The following is a 4,200-nucleotide window of genomic DNA, read 5'->3' on the forward strand; positions in this document are numbered from 1 at the left end:
GGGGACCAGGACGACGTCGCGCAGCGCCTTGTTCAGCGCCGGGCGGATGGTGTCCGGGCAGTCGATGACATCGGGCGCCCACACGGCGCCCTCCGGCAGAGCCGGGCGCAGGCTGTCGAGCGAGCCCTGCATGCCCGGCGCGGCCGGGGCGGCGACCACGAGCGCGGCCCGGCCGGCGTCCGCGATCTTCAGGGTCCGCATGGCCTCGACGGCCTCGTCGATGCCGGTCAGCGCGACCGCGTCGGCCAGCACGCCCAGGGCCGCGGCCAGCGCGGCCTCGTGACCGGGCCGGACGGTGAGCATCGAGGCCAGGCTGCCGAGCAGGCCGGGGATCTGATCGGCCTTGCCGAGCAGCGCGCCGGCACCGTCCTTACGGCGCAGGCCGAGGGCGAGCGCCTCCTCGCGGGCCTTCCAGCTGGCGGCGTCCTTCTCGGCCGCCCGCTCGGCGTCGGAGAGCTCCTTGACGACCGCGGCCGCGCGGTCGTGCGCGGCGACGGCCTCGGCGTGCCGCTCGTCGAGCTCGGCGTTGTCGCGATCGGCCTCGGTGGACTCCGCGGACACCGCGTCGACCTCAGCCTGGGCGGCCTCGGCCCGCATGAGGGCGTCGTTGTGGGCGACCGCGAGCCGCTCGATCTCCTCGGCGGCACTTCCGGTACGGGCCCGGGCCGCGTTCACGTTGCCGGTGAGCTTGGCCAGTCCCTCGCGGCGGTCGGCGATCGCCTTCGCGGCGGCCCGCAGCGCACCCTCGGCCTGCAGCAGTTGCCGTTCCAGCTCCTGGCGGTGCTCGACCGCCTCGGCCAGCCGCATCTGGTCCTCGGTGAGGGCCTCGCGCAGCTCCTCCTCCTGCTCCCGGACCCGTTCCGCCTCGGCCTCGAGCTGATCCGGGTCGCGGCCCGTACGCTCGTCGTCCGGCGCCGCGGCGAGGTGCCGCAGCCGCTCGGAGGCCAGCTGCTCGGTGGAGCGGAAGCGTTCCTGCAGGGCGGAGAGTTTGTACCAGGTGTCCTGGGCGGCGGCCAGCAGCGGCGCGTCCTCGGCGTGCGCGGCCTCGAGGTCGGCGAGCCAGCGCTGGACCTCGCGGTTCTCCTCCTCGACCTGCTGGCGGCGCTCGCGCATCGCCGACTCGTCGGCGATCTCCTTGTCCAGCGTGGTGCGCAGGGTGTGCAGGTCGTCGGCGAGCAGCCGCAGCCGGGCGTCGCGCAGGTCGGCCTGGATGCCGGCCGCGCGGCGGGCCACCTCGGCCTGCTTGCCCAGCGGCTTGAGCTGGCGGCGCAGCTCGGCGGTGAGGTCGTTGAGCCGGTTGAGGTTGGTCTGCATCGCGTCGAGCTTGCGGATCGCCTTCTCTTTGCGCTTGCGATGCTTGAGGACACCGGCCGCCTCCTCGATGAAGGAGCGGCGGTCCTCGGGCTTGGCGTGCAGCATCGCGTCGAGCCGGCCCTGGCCGACGATGATGTGCATCTCACGGCCGATGCCGGAGTCGCTGAGCAGCTCCTGGATGTCGAGCAGGCGGCAGGAGCTGCCGTTGATCTCGTACTCACTCTCGCCGGAGCGGAACATCCGGCGGGTGATGGAGACCTCGGTGTAGTCGATGGGCAGGGCGCCGTCGCCGTTGTCGATGGTCAGGGTCACCTCGGCGCGGCCGAGCGGGGCCCGCCCGGCGGTGCCGGCGAAGATGACGTCCTCCATCTTGCCGCCGCGCAGCGCCTTGGCGCCCTGCTCACCCAGGACCCACGCGATGGCGTCGACGACGTTGGACTTGCCGGAGCCGTTGGGGCCCACCACACAGGTGATGCCCGGCTCCAGCCGCAGCGTCGTAGCGGAGGCGAAGGATTTGAAACCCTTCACCGTCAGGCTCTTGAGGTGCACGGATCTCCGGGGGTCGGCGGTGGTCTGCTGGTCAGCAGGTTACCCGCAGGCGCACGCCATGTCCGTGCACGCCGCGCGTCCCGGATCATGCCGGTCTCGACCCGAGCCGGCGCGTTTGTCGGAATTGGCGCTACGGGCGCGGCGCAGAAGGAGCAAAAAGATGCGCGCCGCCACTTGGTGCTGTGGAGGCGCGCTTTGCGGGGTGCGTCACGTGGTGCGAGGGGATGTGGGCGCCGGGTCACGGCGCCCGGTGAAGCTCAGGTCAGCGCCGGCTCGGTCAGCCGCAGAAGATCGTCTGCCTCCGCGGCGGCGGCCGCGAGACGATCGTTCTCCGCCCGGAGGCGGGTGATCTCGAACTCCAGAGCCTGCACCCTGGAACGCAGTCGGGTGACCTCGTCGAGCAGGCGCCGGTCGGGCGCCGCACCTACGTGGCCGTAGAGGGCCTTCGCCATTTCGTCTCCTTGTAAAGCGCTGCCGGAAAGGCCGGCCAAACGCGCGCCCAGTGGTACCGCACACAGTTATGCCCACGGACACGCGTGAGCACAAACTCCTGCACCCGGGGACGTGCTGTGGATGCAGATTTTCCATGTCCAGGACTCGACTGGACACAGATGGGCGCGACTGGCGACACCTCCATGGTGCGCTGATACCCACAGTCCGTCAAGCCGTGTGAACCGCGTGGCACCCGCCTGACCAGTGAATCACGCCACCCCGCGGGCCTTATCCAGGACTTATTTCTTTCTTAGCCGGTTTGCCCGGGCCGCGCGCGGCTGCTTACCGTCACCCGGGTCGAAACCTCTCGATCCCTCGAGGACCACGGAGGCACGACGTGCAGGGGCCAGCCGACCAGAGACCGACCGGGCGACACCGCGACCGGCAGGCGATGCCGTCGCCCGTGACCTTCGGCCTCTCCGTGACCGCCCTGCTCGCCGTGGTCGGCGCCGGAGCCGCACTGCTGCCCTCGAGCTTCACCGGCTCGGGCACCGCGGCCGAGCACCCTGAAGCTGCCGTCGCCGCCCTGGTGCCGGGTGCCGGTGGCGGGGCACCCGGCACCGGGGTGGCACGGCCCTCGGCCCCACCGCCCTCGTCGCCGGCGGCGACCCCGTCCACCGCGGCGCCCAAGCCGAGCCGGACGGCCACGAAGAAGCCGGCCACTAGGAAGCCGGTGGTCAAGAAGACGCCGACCCGCAAGCCGACCACCAGCGCCCCGAAGGTCGGCGCCGGACTGGCCGCCCAGGAGTCCGAGGTCATCCGGCTGGTCAACGTGGAGCGGGACCGGGCCGGCTGCGGCTCGGTGGAGCTCAACACCAAGCTACGGGCGGCCATCCGGTTGCACGTCCAGGAGCTCGGCACCCACGGTGACCTGTACATCAGCCACGTGAGCGACGACGGACGGGACTTCGTCACCCGGGCCAAGGAGCAGGGCTACAACGACCCCGGCGGCGAGAACGTGGCCCGGGGCCAGCGCGACGCCGCCGACGTCATGACGAGCTGGATGAACAGCGACGGGCACCGGGCCAACATCCTGAACTGCGACTTCAAGGCGCTCGGGGTGGGTGCGGTCAAGGGCGTGGACGGCACGATCGTGTGGGGCCAGCTTTTCGGACGTTCTTGAGCAAATAGCTCCGAAAAACAGACAAATAGTGCGACCGACTGTCGCCTAGGTGACACGCTCCCGTTACTTTTCGCCGCTGCGTCGTTGCAGCCATCGTGATAACACCCCCGTCGCGCCCGTGGTGCTGACCGCATGCGCATCTGTCTCCTCACCGGGGGCGGCTACCCGTTCCGCCGGGACGCCCTCGGCGGCTGGTGCCGCACGCTCGTCGACGGCCTCGGCCGGTACACCTTCGACCTGCTGACCGTCACCGACCGCGAACCACCCGGCGGGCCGGCGTACCCGCTGCCCCGCCACGTCGCGTCCGCCCGGGCCGTGCCGCTGAGCCGCGAGATCAGGCGCCGGCCGGGCAGCGACGACAACGCCACCGCCGCGGCCGTCCTGCTGTGCCGGGGACTGCTCAGTGAGGCCGAGCCCAAGGCGGCCGACGACCTGTTCGCCAAGGGGCTGCTCGGGCTCTCGGTGCTGGCCGAGTCGGCCGACCACCCGCTGAACTCGGTGCCGCTGACCGACGTGCTGCTCGACGCGTGGCGTACCGGGCGGACGTCGGCGAGTGAGGACCGGCTGCCGCGGCTCACCCTGCGTGACGCCCGGACCGCCGCCACGCTGCTGCGTCACGCGGCGCGGGCGTTGTCCGTACCGGTGCCTGCCGTTGACCTGGTGCACTGCGTGGGCGGCACGACGCCGCTGCTGGCCGCCCTGGCCGGGCGCTGGCGGACCGG

The 4,200-nt window shown here is 71.9% G+C and carries 4 protein-coding genes; 2 read left to right on the plus strand and 2 right to left on the minus strand.

Translation table 11 applies throughout. The features are described 5' to 3' along the window. Together AB0C29_RS36510 and AB0C29_RS36515 are read right to left on the minus strand one after the other, a co-directional pair. The coding region (locus AB0C29_RS36510; RefSeq protein ID WP_360830303.1) for an AAA family ATPase at nt 1–1,863 on the minus strand (1,863 nt) is incomplete at its 3' end. 257 nt (nt 1,864–2,120) lie between these two features. Continuing rightward, nucleotides 2,121–2,315, minus strand: coding sequence for a hypothetical protein (locus tag AB0C29_RS36515; protein ID WP_125804837.1), 195 nt, complete (start codon nt 2,313–2,315; stop codon nt 2,121–2,123). Between the two features lie 431 nt (nt 2,316–2,746). Between AB0C29_RS36515 and AB0C29_RS36520 the strand changes: the two genes are divergently transcribed. Both AB0C29_RS36520 and AB0C29_RS36525 read left to right on the plus strand, forming a co-directional pair. Next, nucleotides 2,747–3,478: a CAP domain-containing protein gene (locus tag AB0C29_RS36520; protein ID WP_360830306.1), complete on the plus strand. Its 732-nt coding sequence runs from the start codon at nt 2,747–2,749 to the stop codon at nt 3,476–3,478. A 132-nt stretch (nt 3,479–3,610) separates the two neighbouring features. Next, on the plus strand, nt 3,611–4,200 hold a 590-nt coding region (locus tag AB0C29_RS36525; protein ID WP_360830309.1), incomplete at its 3' end, for a DUF3492 domain-containing protein.

The sequence above is a fragment of the Actinoplanes sp. NPDC048791 genome (assembly GCF_040650095.1).
GTDB lineage: Bacteria > Actinomycetota > Actinomycetes > Mycobacteriales > Micromonosporaceae > Actinoplanes.

Coding starts and splice junctions, on each gene's coding strand:
- AB0C29_RS36515 (WP_125804837.1), bottom strand. CDS start 2,315: ATGGCGAAGGCCCTCTACGGCCACGTAGGTGCGGCGCCCGACCGGCGC.
- AB0C29_RS36520 (WP_360830306.1), top strand. CDS start 2,747: ATGCCGTCGCCCGTGACCTTCGGCCTCTCCGTGACCGCCCTGCTCGCC.